At 73.9% G+C, this 12,307-nt stretch carries 14 protein-coding genes; 10 read left to right on the top strand and 4 right to left on the bottom strand.

The window, feature by feature from the left end; translation table 11 throughout:
- Positions 1-5: 5 nt before the first annotated feature.
- The 5 genes from BLS43_RS00515 to BLS43_RS00535 all read left to right on the top strand — a co-directional run bounded on the left by BLS43_RS00515 (position 6) and on the right by BLS43_RS00535 (position 5,007).
- Positions 6-1,538, top strand: coding sequence for an ABC transporter substrate-binding protein (locus tag BLS43_RS00515; RefSeq protein WP_093074851.1), 1,533 nt, complete (start codon positions 6-8; stop codon positions 1,536-1,538).
- Positions 1,535-2,557 carry an ABC transporter permease gene (locus BLS43_RS00520; protein WP_218129658.1) on the top strand — a complete coding sequence of 341 codons (1,023 nt, stop codon included), beginning with the start codon at positions 1,535-1,537 and terminating at the stop codon, positions 2,555-2,557. Before BLS43_RS00515 ends, BLS43_RS00520 begins: the two co-directional genes overlap by 4 nt.
- The gene (locus tag BLS43_RS00525) at positions 2,558-3,388 is read left to right on the top strand and encodes an ABC transporter permease (RefSeq protein ID WP_093074854.1); all 831 of its coding nucleotides are present in this window, start codon (positions 2,558-2,560) and stop codon (positions 3,386-3,388) included.
- Complete coding sequence (locus tag BLS43_RS00530; RefSeq protein WP_093074857.1) at positions 3,375-4,172, top strand: ABC transporter ATP-binding protein; 798 nt, start codon at positions 3,375-3,377, stop codon at positions 4,170-4,172. Before BLS43_RS00525 ends, BLS43_RS00530 begins: the two co-directional genes overlap by 14 nt.
- 70 nt (positions 4,173-4,242) lie before the next feature.
- Positions 4,243-5,007, top strand: a complete 765-nt coding sequence (locus BLS43_RS00535) for an ABC transporter ATP-binding protein (RefSeq protein ID WP_245707219.1) — start codon at positions 4,243-4,245, stop codon at positions 5,005-5,007.
- Between the two features lie 69 nt (positions 5,008-5,076).
- Here the strand turns inward: BLS43_RS00535 and BLS43_RS00540 are convergent, their stop codons facing one another.
- The 4 genes from BLS43_RS00540 to BLS43_RS00555 all read right to left on the bottom strand — a co-directional run bounded on the left by BLS43_RS00540 (position 5,077) and on the right by BLS43_RS00555 (position 8,552).
- Complete coding sequence (locus BLS43_RS00540) at positions 5,077-5,841, bottom strand: acetoin reductase (RefSeq protein WP_093074863.1); 765 nt, start codon at positions 5,839-5,841, stop codon at positions 5,077-5,079.
- Entirely contained in the window at positions 5,838-6,905 is a 1,068-nt protein-coding gene (locus BLS43_RS00545; RefSeq protein ID WP_093074866.1) for a 2,3-butanediol dehydrogenase, read from the bottom strand. The genes BLS43_RS00540 and BLS43_RS00545 overlap by 4 nt, the downstream gene beginning before the upstream one ends.
- A gap of 133 nt (positions 6,906-7,038) precedes the next feature.
- On the bottom strand, positions 7,039-8,052 hold the full coding sequence (locus BLS43_RS00550) for an LLM class flavin-dependent oxidoreductase (RefSeq protein ID WP_093074869.1): 1,014 nt from the start codon (positions 8,050-8,052) through the stop codon (positions 7,039-7,041).
- Positions 8,049-8,552, bottom strand: coding sequence for an SRPBCC family protein (locus BLS43_RS00555; protein WP_093074872.1), 504 nt, complete (start codon positions 8,550-8,552; stop codon positions 8,049-8,051). Before BLS43_RS00555 ends, BLS43_RS00550 begins: the two co-directional genes overlap by 4 nt.
- A gap of 148 nt (positions 8,553-8,700) precedes the next feature.
- On the opposite strand from BLS43_RS00555, the gene BLS43_RS00560 reads away from it, so the two are divergent.
- The 5 genes from BLS43_RS00560 to BLS43_RS00580 are packed head-to-tail and all read left to right on the top strand — an operon-like array spanning position 8,701 to position 12,286.
- Positions 8,701-9,681, top strand: coding sequence for a beta-ketoacyl-ACP synthase III (locus BLS43_RS00560; RefSeq protein ID WP_093075998.1), 981 nt, complete (start codon positions 8,701-8,703; stop codon positions 9,679-9,681).
- A 53-nt stretch (positions 9,682-9,734) separates the two neighbouring features.
- Positions 9,735-10,160 (top strand): dimethylamine monooxygenase subunit DmmA family protein, encoded by a 426-nt coding sequence (locus BLS43_RS00565; RefSeq protein ID WP_093074875.1) that lies wholly within the window; start codon positions 9,735-9,737, stop codon positions 10,158-10,160.
- Entirely contained in the window at positions 10,157-11,038 is an 882-nt protein-coding gene (locus BLS43_RS00570; RefSeq protein WP_218129659.1) for a PDR/VanB family oxidoreductase, read from the top strand. The genes BLS43_RS00565 and BLS43_RS00570 overlap by 4 nt, the downstream gene beginning before the upstream one ends.
- A complete protein-coding gene (locus BLS43_RS00575) occupies positions 11,035-11,997 on the top strand; it encodes a heme-dependent oxidative N-demethylase family protein (protein WP_093074878.1) in 963 nt (320 codons plus the stop codon). Before BLS43_RS00570 ends, BLS43_RS00575 begins: the two co-directional genes overlap by 4 nt.
- Positions 11,998-12,016: 19 nt before the next feature.
- Positions 12,017-12,286: a hypothetical protein gene (locus tag BLS43_RS00580; protein ID WP_093074881.1), complete on the top strand. Its 270-nt coding sequence runs from the start codon at positions 12,017-12,019 to the stop codon at positions 12,284-12,286.
- The last annotated feature ends 21 nt before the right edge of the window (positions 12,287-12,307 follow it).

A 12,307-nucleotide genomic window follows, 5' to 3' on the forward strand; every position in this document is an offset into this window, starting at 1 on the left:
CCATCATGTCCCGCCTCGCCCGCACGTTCGCCCTGCTCACAGCCCTGGTCGCGGTCCTGGCCGGCTGCGCCGGGGTGAACGCAGGCGCCGCCCCGCAGACCCTCAAGTGGGGCTTCAACCTGCCCACCAGCTGGGATCCGGTCACCTCCAGCACCGGCAACGACATCAACACGATCAGCCTCGTCTACGCCTCGCTCACCCAGCTCGACGAGAAGGGGACCGCCGGGCCCGGCCTGGCGGAGTCGTGGGAGTACGAGGCGGGCGGCACGGCCGTGACCTTCGCGCTGCGCCCCGGCCTGACGTTCACCGACGGCACCCCGGTCGACGCCGAGGCGGTCCGGCAGAGCCTGCTCCGCGGCAAGACGCAGGAGAACTCCCTGCTCAAGGACCAGCTCTCGACCATCACCGACGCCACGGTGGTCGACCCGACGCACGTCCGGCTGCAGCTGGCCGCGCCGGACTACCAGATCCCGAACCTGTTGGCGGGCAAGACGGGCGCCATCGTCAGCCCGAAGGCGTTCACCGAGAACGCCGCGGCCATCCCCACCGCGCCGGTCGGAGCCGGGCCGTTCATGTTCGAGAGCTTCGTCCCGGAGTCGGAAGCCGTGCTGGTCAAGAACCCCGGCTACTGGAACGCCGACGCCATCGACGTCGAGCGCCTCGAGCTCACCGCGGGCACCGACCCCACCTCGGTGATCGCCGCGGTGCAGTCCGGCGCCCTCGACGTCGCCACGATCACGGGGCGGCAGGTCGAGCAGGCGAAGGCGGCCGGGCTGGAGGTCGACGTCGTCGACTCCTTCACCGTGACCCAGGTCGACGTGCACGCGGGGCTGGCCCCGCTGACCGACCGCCGGGTGGTCGACGCGCTCAAGTACGCCGTCGACCGGCAGGCGATCATCGACGTCACCAACGGCGGCGTCGGGAACGTGACCTACCAGCCCTTCCCGCAGGGCTACGTCGCCTACAACCCGGAGCTGGACCAGGCGTTCGCCTACGACCCGGGCAAGGCCAGGGCGCTGCTGGCCGAGGCCGGGTACGCGCCCGGCAGCCTCGATCTCACGGTGACCGTGAACTCGGTGTCGCAGGCCACCGCCGAGCTGGTGCAGCAGCAGCTGCAGGCGGTCGGGGTCAACGCGACGATCAAGGTCGTCCCGCCGGGCTCGTCGACCTGGCAGCAGGAGGTCTACCTGGGCCGCAAGGCGCAGTTCGCCCTCGACGGCACCGTGGGCCGCGAGTCGCCGGTCCAGAACCTCACCGTGGTCTACGGGCCGCAGGGCCTGATGAACACCTCCAAGGAGTCGTCGCCGGAGTTCCTCGCCGCGCTCGACGAGGTGCGCCGGACCCCGCTCGACGACCCCCGCTACCCCGCCGTCCTGCAGAACGCCGTGAAGCTCGGTGTCGAGATGTCCCCGAGCTTCTCGCTGGGCACCAGCCCGCGGATCGCGGTGCGCAACCCGCGAGTCTCGGCGCTGCCGCACTTCCTGTCGCAGTACCGGTGGGAGGGCGTCACGGTCGCGGCGCCGGGGAGCCGGGCGTGACGGCCACCCTGGACCGGCCCGCGTACGCCACCTCGGTCGCCGTCCCGGTCCCGCGGCGACGGCGGTTCGCACTGCTGCGCCTGCTCGGCCGCACGATCGGCGTCACGGTCCCGGTGTTCCTGCTAGCCACCCTCGTGACGTTCCTGCTCGGCGCGTTCAGCGGGCTCAGTCCGGCCGGGCAGCTGCTCGGTGACGCCGCCACGCCGGCGGACGTGGCCCGGGTGAACGCCGAGCTCGGCCTCGACCGACCCGTCCTCGTGCAGTACGTCGACTGGCTCGGCCACGTCGTCCGCGGCGACCTCGGCACCTCGTGGCTGAACGGGGTGAGCGTGACCGAGCAGATCGGGCAGCGGCTCGAGGTCTCGCTGTCGGTGGCCGGTTTCGCGCTGGTCATCGGCGTGGTCGTGGGCACTGCGCTCGGCGTGCTGGCCGCCGTCCGGCAAGGATCCTGGACCGACCGGGCCGTCACGGCCTTCTGCACGCTGATCTCCACGCTGCCCCCGTTCGTCGTGTCCATCGGGCTGATCGTGGTGTTCTGCGTGCTCTTTCCGCTGTTCCCCTCGGCCGGGTACGTCTCCCCCACCGAGAACCTCAGCGCGTGGCTCACCTTGATCACGCTGCCCGCGGTCGCGCTCTCGCTCGACGCCGTGTCCGACATCGCTCGCCAGCTCCGCACCGGCCTGGTGGCGGCCCAGCGGGAGAACTACGTCGTCGGGCTGGTGGTGCGTGGCCTGCCGCCGCGCCGCATCCTCTGGCGGCACGTGCTGCGCAACGGGTCCGGTCCCGCGTTGTCGGTGCTCGGGCTGCGGGTGCCGATGCTGATCGGCGGGGCCGTGGTCACCGAGAGCATCTTCGGCATGGCCGGGTTCGGTCGGTTCGCCGCGGACGGCGCGGTCCGCGGCGACGTCCCGGTCGTCCAGGGCACGCTCGTCGTCGCGATCGTGGTGGTCCTGTTGTTCAACCTGCTGGTCAACGCCGCGTTGGTGCGGCTGCGCCCGGCCGCGCAGCGGGGGTTCTAGGTGCGCGCGATCCTCCGGCACCGACTGGGTGCCGCCTCCGTGACCTTCCTGCTGCTCGTGGCACTGCTCGCGGTCGTCGGGCCGTGGGTGGCGCCCTACGACCCGCTGGCCCAGAACCAGGACGCGCTCCTGCAGGGGCCCTCCGCCGCGCACTGGCTCGGCACCGACAACCTCGGGCGCGACGAGCTGTCCCGCCTGCTCGCCGGCTCGCGGCTGTCCCTCCTCGCCGCGTTGGAGGCGGTGCTCGTCGGGCTGGTGCTCGGAACCGTGCCCGGCCTGCTGTCGGTCTACCTGGGACGGGTCTTCGAGTGGACGACGCTGCGGGTGATGGACGCGTTCGTCACCCTGCCGTTCCTGGTCTTCGCCGTGGCGATGACCGCGCTGCTGGGCAACGGGCTCACCCAGGCGATGCTCGCCGTCGGCATCCTGGTCTCGCCCGCCTTCTATCGGGTCACCCGCGCCGCCGCGTTCCCGGTGGCGGGTGCGCAGTACGTGGAGGCCGCGCGGCTGACCGGCGCGCCGGCGTGGTTCGTGCTGCGCAGGCACGTCTGGCCGAAGGTGCTGCCCGCCGTCGCGGTGACCACCGCGGCCACACTCGGCAGCAGCCTCGTCATCGTCTCGTCGCTCACCTTCCTCGGCATCGGGATCCAGCCGCCGGAGCCGACCTGGGGCGGGATGCTCGCGACCTCGCTCGAGTACCTGTTCCAGCGGCCCACCGCGCCGCTCGTCCCCGCCCTGCTGGTGATCCTTACCGTCGGGGCGTGCAACGGACTGGCCGACGCACTGCGCGACGTCACCGGGAGCAGGGAGGCACGCCGTGTCGCTGCTTGAGGTGAGAGACCTGTCCGTGCACCTGGACCGTCCACTGGTGAGCGGGGTGGACCTGACGCTGGAACGCGGGGGAACCCTCGGCGTCGTCGGCGAGTCCGGCTCCGGCAAGTCGCTGACCTGCCGGTCGGTGCTCGGCATCCTCCCGCCGGAGCTGCGGACCGGGGCGGAGACGTCGATCCGGTTCGACGGCGTCGAGCTGACCGGGCTCGATGCCGCGGGCTGGCTCCCCTACCGGGCCGACCGGATCGGCGCGGTCTTCCAGGACCCCGGCTCCTACCTCGACCCGTCGGAGCGTGTCGGCAGGCAGCTCGCGGAGGTGCTGCGGGTCCGCGGCGGCCTGGGACGGCGGGCGGCCCGGGACCGCGCGCGGGAGCTGTTCGCCGAGGTGGGTCTGCACGCGTCGACGGTGGACCAGTACCCCTACGAGCTCTCCGGCGGGATGCAGCAGCGGGTGCTGATCGCCATCGCCGTGTCGCGCGAGCCCGACCTGCTGATCGCGGACGAGGCGACCACCGCCCTCGACGTCACCGTGCAGGCCGAGGTCCTCGACCTGCTCGCCGACCTGCGGGAACGGCACGGTCTGGCGCTCGTGCTCGTGTCACACGACCTCGCCGTGGTGGCACAGGTCTGCGAGGAGGTGGTGGTGATGCGGCACGGGCGGGTCGTCGAGCGCGGCACGGCTGCGCAGGTGCTGCGCGCCCCCGAGCACCCCTACACCCGGTCCCTGGTCGCGGCGCACGCGCGCTTCGGCATCGAGCACGTGCGGGAGGCCCGCCTTGTCTGAACCGGCAGCAGAGTCTGAACCGGCCGCTGAGTCCGAACCGGCGGCTGCGCTGGCGGAGGTCCGCGACCTCGTGGTGTCCCTGGGGCGTCGGGAGATCCTGCACGAGGTCGACCTGACTGTGCGGCCCGGCGAGATCGTCGGGTTGATCGGTGAGACGGGTTCCGGGAAGACGACCCTCGCCCGCAGCCTGCTGGGGCTCAACCGGATCGAGCGCGGGTCGGCCCGCGTGGCGGGGGTCGACGTGGCCGGGCTGCGCGGCCGGGCGCTGCGGGAGTTCCGCCGCGCCGGGGCCGTGCAGTACGTGTTCCAGGACCCGCTGCAGAGCCTCGACCCGGACCTGCCGGTCGGACGGTCCGTCGGCGAGGCGTGGGAGGTCCGCGGGGCTGCGGACGTGGCCGGTCGCGTCGCGGAGGCACTGGTCCGGGTCGGCCTCGACCCGGACCTGGCCGCCCGGCTCCCGTCCGAGGTGTCCGGCGGCCAGCGCCAACGTGCCGCGATCGCCCGCGCCATGATCACCTCTCCGCGGCTGCTTCTGTGCGACGAGCCGGTCAGCGCGCTCGACGCGAGCAGCCGCACCGCCGTGCTGGAGCTGCTCCTGGACCTGCGGTCGTCGGTCGGTCAGCTGTTCATCTCCCACGACCTCGGGTCCGTCGCCGGGGTCACGGACCGGATCGCGGTGCTCTACCAGGGCCGGATCGTGGAGGAGGGGCCCACGGCGCAGGTCATCGGCGAACCGCAGCACCCCTACACCCATCTGCTCGTCGGCTCCGCCCCGACGCTCGGCGGCGAGTCGATGTCCCGCCACGATCGGGCCGCCCTGCGCGCCCAGCTGTGATCCGCGGCTCCGCCGCCCGTGCGTGGTAAGTGGTGCCAGAGCACCACTTACCACTCACGAGCGCGGCCGTCAGACCATCACGATGCCGCCGTCGATCATCACCGACTGGCCGGTCATGTAGTCCGCGTCGGGACCGGCGAGGTAGGACACGAACCCGGCCACCTCCTCGGGGGTCTGCACCCGCTTGAGGGTGATCAGCTCGGTGTAGGCCTTGAGCGTCTCGCCGCGCTCCTTGCCCAGGTAGGGGCCGAGCTTCTCGTCGATCAGGTCCCACATGTCCGTGCCGACGATGCCCGGGCAGTACGAGTTGACCGTGATGCCGTGCGGCCCCAGCTCCTTCGCCGCCGCCTGGGTCAGCGCCCGCACCGCGAACTTGCTCGCCGAGTAGTGCCCGAGGAAGTCGAACCCCGAGTGCCCGGCGATCGACGAGGCGTTGACGATCTTCCCGCCGCCGTGGTCGCGCATGTGCCCGGCGGCGGCCTGGATGCCCCACAGCACCCCGCCGACGTTGATCCCGAGCATCCGCTGCAGGTCCTCGGGAGTGACCTCGAGGAGCGTCTTGACCTGGGCGATCCCGGCGTTGTTGACCATCACGTCCAGCCCGCCGAGCTGGGCGACGGTATCGGCGACCAGCCCGAACACCGCCTCGCTGTCCCCGACGTCACCGCCGAGGGCGAGCGCACGGCCGCCCGCCGCGGTGATCGCGGCCGCGACGTCCTCGGCGCCCGCCTTGTTCACGTCGTTCACCGCGACGGCGTGGCCGTCCTTCGCGAGCCGGAGCGCGATCGCGCGGCCGATGCCGCGGCCGGCTCCGGTCACCAGGGCGACGGTCATGCCAGGACCTCCTTGGGCGACACCAGGATCTTGACGTTCTCCTCCTTGTTGTCGATCAGCTCGCGGAACCCGCCGGTCACCAGGTCGTCGAGCCCGATGCGGCCGGAGATGAACTGCGCGGCGTCCACGCGGCCGCTCTGCAGCAGCTCGATCACGGACGGGTGGTCGTCGCAGTAGGCGAGCGAGCCGATCAGGTTCACCTCGCTCATGACCAGGTCGTTCACCGCGACCGATGGGACGTGGCCCCAGATCGCGACGTTGCAGACCGTGCCGCCGGGACGCACCGACGCGATCGCCGAGGCCAGTACGGCGTCGATCCCGGCGCACTCGAACGCGACGTCCGCGCCGCCGCCGGTCAGGTCCAGCACGGCGGCCGGGGCGTCGTCCGTGACGGGGTCGATCACGACGTCCGCGCCCGCGGGCCCGGCCTTCGCCTTCCGCGCCGCCGCCGGCTCGACGACGATCACCCGACCCGCGCCCGCGGCCTTCAGCGCCGCGGTGGTGACCAGGCCGATCGGCCCGGCGCCGTAGACGACGGCGGTGCCTCCCGGCCGCATCCCGGACAGCCGGACCGCGTGGTAGCCGACGGCGAGGGGCTCGACGAACGCGCCCAGGTCCGTCGGGAGGTCGCCGAGCGGGTGCACCCAGCGCTGGTCGACCACACACCGTTCGGCGAACCCGCCCTGGTCCCCGGCGAGGCCAACGAACCCGAGGCTGCGGCAGACGTTGTAGCGCCCGGACCGGCAGGCCACGCACGTCCCGCACACCCAGTACGGCTCGACGGCCACCCGGTCGCCCTCCGACACCCCGCTCACCCCGGCCCCGACCGCCGCCACCACCCCGGCGAACTCGTGGCCCAGCACCACCGGGAGCTCGACGCCGGTGAGCGGGTGCGGCTCGCCCTTCGGGGGGATGAAGATGGGGCCCTCGAGGTACTCGTGCAGGTCCGTGCCGCAGATCCCGCACCACTCGACCGCGATCTCGACCTGGCCGGGGCCGACCTGCGGGTCGGGCATCTCGTCGATGCGGATGTCGCCGGGCCCGTGGAACCGCGCTGCTCTCATGTGTCCACGGTCACGCCGGCGCGGCGCCCGCGACAACCGTTGCACTCAGGTTGCAGAGCTGCGGCTTCGCCGCTCGTGCGTGGTAAGTGGTGCTCTGGCACCACTTACCACGCACGAGCGGCGCAGCCGCAGATCACGGGACCAGATCGAGGGCGCGGCCGAGGGTGGTCAGCTTCTCGTCGAGGGTCTCGCCTGCCGGGTAGAGGCGGACGGTGTCCACGCCCGCGGCCTGCCAGACCCGCAGGCGCTCCCGGACCCCCTCCTCGGTGCCGAGCAGGGTCGTGGCCAGCACCATCTCGTCCGTCACGAGGTCGGCCGCGCCGACGCGGTCACCCGCCTGCCACCGCTCCCGGACGGCGGCCGCGACGTCCGCCCAGCCCTGGCGGGAGTACGCGGCGTTGTAGAAGTTCGTGCGGGCCGACCCCATGCCGCCGAGGCTGAACGCCAGGCCGGGCTTGCGCGCGGCGACCATCTCGGCGAGCTCGGCCTCGTCCCGCGCGAAGCCGACCTCCGCACCCTGGCAGACGTCCAGGTCCGCCCGGGTGCGACCGGCTGCGGCCAGGCCCTCGTCGAGCGGCCCGAAGTAGGCGGCCGCGCCCTCGGGCACGAAGCTCGTGCCCAGCCAGCCGTCCGCCGTCTCGCCGGTGAGCCGCAGCATCGCCGGGGACAGCGCCGCCAGGTAGACCGGGATCTCCCGCGGGGCGACCGACACCCGCATCGGACGGGACTCCCCGGGCAGCGGGATCCGGACCGTGGACCCGTGCAGCTCCACCTTCTCCCCCGCGCACACCTGCCGGACCACGTCCAGCGTCTCGCGCAGCCGGGTCAGGGGCCGGGCGAACGGCACCCCGTGCAGGCCCTCGACCACCTGCGGCCCGGACGGACCGAGCCCGAGGACGAACCGGTCGCCCGACAGCTCGGCCAGCGAGAGCGCGGCCTGCGCGATCGCGACTGGTGAGCGGGTGCCGACCTGCAGGACCCCGGACCCCAGGCGGATCCGGGAGGTGCGGGCGGCGAGATGGCCGAGGACGGACACGGCGTCCGGGCCCCAGGCCTCGGCGACGTACACGTCGTCCAGGCCCAGCTTCTCCGCCTCGACGACGAACTCGACCGACCCGGCCCCCTCGACGGTGGTGGCGGTCCTCATGCCCCCTCGACGCGCTTCTTGATCGCCTCGACGGTGCCGGTCATGTTCCGCTCGAACTCGCGCAGCCGGACGAACACGATCTTCTGTTCCTTGTCCGGCATCGCCTCGATCGCCAGGCTCAGCCCCGACGGCGCGGGCCCCATCCGCACCCACTGGCGCAGCCGGGTGCCGCCGTCGACCGTGTCGAGGGTGAAGCGCCAGGTGGCGGTGGGCTGGTCGGGATCGGCGACGGCCCAGGCGAACACCCGCGGCTCCTCGCACTCGACGACGTGGGAGACGGTCTCCCACTCCCCCAGCGACGCGTGGGAGCTGCGCCCGCGGAACCGGGAGCCGACCTCCGGACCGCCGTCGAGCCACTCGACGTGGACGATCTCCGGGCTCTGGTCGGGCATCGCGGTCACGTCCACCACCGCGGGCCAGACCCGCTCCGGGGGCGCATCGACCCAGGTCTCGACCTGCACCGTCGGGCCGTCCGCGTACCGCGCGCCGGTCCACTCCATCGCGCCTCCTCCTCGAGTGCGGCCAGGGTTTCCGAGGAAGACCCAGTTGTCAACTCCGGACAGCCCCGTCACACCCCAGTTGTGCGAACCCCACGACGTGGAAGACTGGTCCCGGTCCGCCGTCGCCGACCGAAGCCAGGTGTCCCGCATGCAGGACCGCCTCCCCCGGATCACCGGGATCGGGCACGCGCTCCCCCCGCGGGTGGTGACGAACCACGACCTCGTGGCCCGTCTGGACACCTCGGACGACTGGATCCGCAGCCGCAGCGGCATCGCCACCCGCCACCACGTGGACCCCGGCACGGCCACGTCCGACCTGGCCGCCGAGGCCGGCGCCCGGGCGCTCAAGCACGACCTGCGCACCGGCGGCACCGGCGAGGTGGGGCTGCTGGTGCTGGCCACGACCACGCCGGACCGCACCTGTCCGGGCACGGCGCCGCTGGTCGCGGCGAAGCTCGGCCTGGGCACGATCCCGGCGTTCGACGTCAACGCCGTCTGCTCCGGCTTCCTCTACGGCCTCTCCACCGCGACCGGCATGATCGCGGGTGGCGTCACGGACTCCGTGCTCCTGGTCGCCGCGGACACGTTCTCCACGATCGTCGACCCGGAGGACCGCCGCACGGCGTTCCTGTTCGGCGACGGCGCGGGCGCCGTGGTGCTGCGCGCGGGCGGGGGCGGGGTGCACGCCATCACCCTCGGCGCGGACGGCGGCCAGGAGGACCTGATCATCACCCCCGGCGGGGGCTCCCGGGACCCGGAGGGCGACGAGCGCTGGTTCGCCATGCAGGGCCAGGCGGTCTACCGGCAGGCCGTGGAGCGGATGACCGGGTCGACCCGCGAGGTGCTCGAGACCGTCGGCTGGGGGGTGGCGGACGTGGACCGGTTCGTCGGGCACCAGGCCAACAGCCGGATCCTCGCGGCGGTGGCCCAGCGCCTCGGGCTGCCCGCCGACCGCGTGGTGATGAACCTGGACCGGGTCGGCAACACCGCCGCCGCCTCCATCCCCGTCGCCCTGTCGGACGCCCACGACCGCGGCCTGCTGCAGCCCGGCGACAAGGTGGCCCTCGCGGCGTTCGGTGGCGGGGCGACCTGGGGCGCGGCGGCCCTCACCTGGCCCGAGCTGGGCTGAGGGCGGAACCCCGCGTTCACGCCCGGTTCACCGGCGTCGGGGAGGGTGGGCGCGTGGCGGTCGACGAGAGCGGGCGGACCTTCGGGATCGTCGCCGTCGACGCAGCGGCCCGGCCCGTGGCCGAGGCGTGGGGGACCCGGTTGCGGGAGCTGGGGAGGCCCGTCCAGACCTGGTTCGGTCCCGCTCCCCCGCTCGACGCGTGGTTGACCGCGGCCCGGGTCGGCTACCGGTTGCTCCTGGCCGGGCCGGAGGCGGACCTGCTCGCGCTGCGGGCGCGGGCGGGGGTGCTGCTCGACGCGGAGATCACCCTGTACGTGACCGACTCCCGGGAGCGGGTGGTGCGCTGCGCCCGCTGCCGCACCGCGACCCGCACGGCGGCGGCCGTCCTGGACTGCGCGGGGTGCGGGCTCCGGATGGCCGTGCACGACCACGTCTCGACCGTCCACGGCGCCCACCTCGGATCCTGGTCGGGCGCGTGACCGAGCTCGTCGTGTCGCGCACGGCCGATCCCGCGCCGGGGATCCGCGAGCTCACCCTGGCCGACCCGCGCGGGGGCCCGCCGCCCGCGGCCCCGCCCGGCGCGCACGTCGTCCTGACCTGCGGGGACCGGCGGAACGCGTACTCGCTGGTCGACACCGACCCGTACGTCGTGGCCGTCCGCAGGCAGGGTGCGGGCTCGTCGTGGCTGCACCGACTCGCTCCGGGTGACCGGGTGGAGGTGAGCGGGCCGCGCAGCACCTTCGCGCCGGTCCGGACCGCGCGGCGGCACCTTCTCGTCGCCGGGGGGATCGGCGTGACCCCGCTGCTGTCGCACGCGCGGGAGGCCGTCCGCTGGGGACAGGACGTGCGCATGGTCTACGTGCACCGCCGCGGTGCGTATGCCGCCGAGCTGCGCGCGCTGCTCGGCGACCGGCTGCGGGAGGCCGGCCGGGCCGATCTCGAGCGGGCGCTCGACCTCACCGACCAGCCCCTCGGCACCCACCTCTACGTCTGCGGACCGCCCGGCCTGCAGGACCGGGTGGTCGACGCGGCCGCCCGCGCGGGCTGGCCCGGCGCCCGCATCCACCGGGAACGCTTCACCGCCGCGCCGGAGCCGGGCGTGGCGTTCACCGCGCGGCTCCGACGCACCGGCCGGGACCTCGCCGTGCCCGAGGGCACCACCCTGCTCGGCGCGCTCGAGGCCGCCGGACTCGCCGTGCCGTCCCAGTGCAGGCAGGGGGTGTGCGGCGAGTGCAGGCTGCCCCTGCTCGGCGGGCGCCCGCTGCACCGCGACCACTACCTCGCCCCCGAGGAGCGCGCCGCCGCGATCATGCCCTGCGTCTCCCGCGCCGAGACCCTCGTGGAGCTCGACCTGTGACCCGCCTGTCCCGCTTCCCCTTCCCGCTCGCGGCCGACACCTTCACCTACACCACGAACGTCGAACCCGCCCGGGTGCCGGTGGCGACCGCCGCGGGCGAGTGGGGCGCCGGCATCGTCGAGCCCGACGACGAGTACCGCACCGAGGTGGCCGAGCGCGCCGCGGTGGTCGCCCGGGACCCGTCACGGGTGCAGCTGCTCCCCCACATGCGCCCCGCCGCCTGGGACGCCCTGCTCACCCTGCTGCGCGAGCTCGCCGCGCAGTGCCCCGCGCACATGGCGCTCGTCGAGGGCCCGCAGTGCCTGTGGCGCAACGACCTCCTCGGCGTCGAGCAGCGGTTCACGGTCGGGGACGACGAGTCGCTGCCCGGTGGGCCGCTGGGGTTCCTGAACGGTCAGCTGCAGGAGGACGTGGTCCTGCTCGACCAGCGCGAGGACGCCCTGTGGGTGGACGCGGGCGCCGTCGCGTTCGCGGCGGACTGGTCGCTCGCCTTCGTGACCGGCATGCGGTTCGCGGAGGTCCACCGGCCCGTGGTGGCCCGCGTCCACCAGGCCGGCGTCCTGACCAGGGCGGAACAGTTCCTGCTGCGGCTGCCGCCGGGGGCCGAGTACCGCAGGCTCAACTGGACCCTGTCCGTGGATCGCAGGCTGGACCTCTCCACCGAGGTCCGCGAGGAGTGGGAGCCGCAGCGCGCGGCCCTCGCCGCGGCAGCGCCCGCCGAGCTCGGACGGCGCGTGCACCTGCGTGTGGAGCTGCAGCACCTGATCCGGTTGGGCGCCTCGGGCGCGGTCCTGTTCCTGATCCGCACCCACCTGCTCTCCCTCGACGAGCTCGCGGCCGTCCCCGCCTGGCGGCGGCGGGTCGGGCGGGTGCTCGCCGCCCTGCCCGACGACGTCGCGGACTACAAGGGGCTCAGCGGGGTGCGCCCCGGCGTCGTGCGCTGGTGTCTCGAACCGTGATCGTGGGTACACCGGCCCCATGGCTGACGGGGACCCGGCGTGGACGCGGCTGGAGTCGCGCGGCAGGCGGGAGCTGCAGCAGGGGCTGGACCGGGCCGGGCTCGACGCGGACGCGGTGTGGGTCGACTACCTGACCCTCGGCGGCGCGCTGTCCGCCGACGACCTCGTCGCGGCGGTCGCGGGGCGGCGGGCCCTGGCCCGGCGGGACCACGACCTGCTCGCGCACGCCGTCAACGAACGCCTGCCCGCGGACGGTCCCCGCGTCCCCTATTCCGACCAACTGGGCTGAAACACCGGACCCGGATCCCTA

This window comes from Pseudonocardia oroxyli, assembly GCF_900102195.1.
Classification (GTDB): Bacteria; Actinomycetota; Actinomycetes; order Mycobacteriales; family Pseudonocardiaceae; genus Pseudonocardia; species Pseudonocardia oroxyli.

Bases quoted from the DNA above. Each gene is read 5' to 3' on its own strand.
- BLS43_RS00515 (WP_093074851.1), top strand. From the start codon at position 6: ATGTCCCGCCTCGCCCGCACGTTCGCCCTGCTCACAGCCCTGGTCGCG.
- BLS43_RS00540 (WP_093074863.1), bottom strand. From the start codon at position 5,841: ATGACCGTCGCCCTGGTGACCGGAGCCGGCCGCGGCATCGGCCGCGCG.
- BLS43_RS00545 (WP_093074866.1), bottom strand. From the start codon at position 6,905: ATGAGAGCAGCGCGGTTCCACGGGCCCGGCGACATCCGCATCGACGAG.
- BLS43_RS00550 (WP_093074869.1), bottom strand. From the start codon at position 8,052: ATGAGGACCGCCACCACCGTCGAGGGGGCCGGGTCGGTCGAGTTCGTC.
- BLS43_RS00555 (WP_093074872.1), bottom strand. From the start codon at position 8,552: ATGGAGTGGACCGGCGCGCGGTACGCGGACGGCCCGACGGTGCAGGTC.
- BLS43_RS00560 (WP_093075998.1), top strand. From the start codon at position 8,701: ATGCAGGACCGCCTCCCCCGGATCACCGGGATCGGGCACGCGCTCCCC.
- BLS43_RS00580 (WP_093074881.1), top strand. From the start codon at position 12,017: ATGGCTGACGGGGACCCGGCGTGGACGCGGCTGGAGTCGCGCGGCAGG.